The 707-nt window shown below is 49.4% G+C and carries 1 protein-coding gene; it reads right to left on the bottom strand.

Annotated elements, in window-relative coordinates; all coding sequences use genetic code 11:
- Positions 1-284 (bottom strand): hypothetical protein (locus AC3XQU_RS22755; protein ID WP_489876435.1); only part of this gene is annotated, 284 nt, incomplete at its 3' end.
- Positions 285-707 lie beyond the last annotated feature (423 nt).

The following is a 707-nucleotide window of genomic DNA, read 5'->3' as shown; positions in this document are numbered from 1 at the left end:
TCATGAGCTGCCTCAAGTGCTCTATCCCAGATCGCATCGAAACTCATACACACTGAAACTGGCACTCCTGGACGCTTGAGCCTCTTATTCAGCAGCGGTCCTGTATCTGCCCAAAACGACTTCAACTCGTCTACGACAAGATTTGGTGAAGCGGTGACCCCATTCCTGACCAGGATCATTTCACGAATGACTGTCTGAGAAACTTCATGCCCCTTATCCAGTAACTCCGCGGCATAGAGACGCACAAGATCCCTCGACTTTGGCGGCAGGCTGGTGTCGGTCATGTAGGCATTCCTCAAAGATTCAACTGCGCTTGGTCGTCAATGGCCATAGCTGTGCGCATGCGGGGTTTGGTTAGTACTTGGGTAGATTCCGTAAGCCCCAGTGATACGCCCTGTCAACCGTTGCCTAGGCAGGCATCTCCGAGGAGTTTGCTAGCCGGTGTTCACTGTGATTTTGGGGCCCTAGGCGAAGCAGTCGGCGCAAAAAGTGCCGTCGACTACCCGTGAAAGCAGTTTAAGGCATCAACACGGCCTAGAACAGAGTATTTAATGTACTCGTTATCATATTTTTTTTATCCTAAAATGCCTTTATTCGTGATTACCTCCGATTATCACGATTATTGTAGATGTCCGCTTACTGAGGTATCCTCTTAACAGTAGCTGGCGCACGCGAGCCCGCTCAGCATTTTTTGGATTATCTATATA

This window comes from Telluria sp. AZSoR62, from assembly GCF_058111565.1.
Note: the sequence above shows the minus strand (reverse complement) of the source record. Positions and strands in the feature narration are given on the sequence as shown.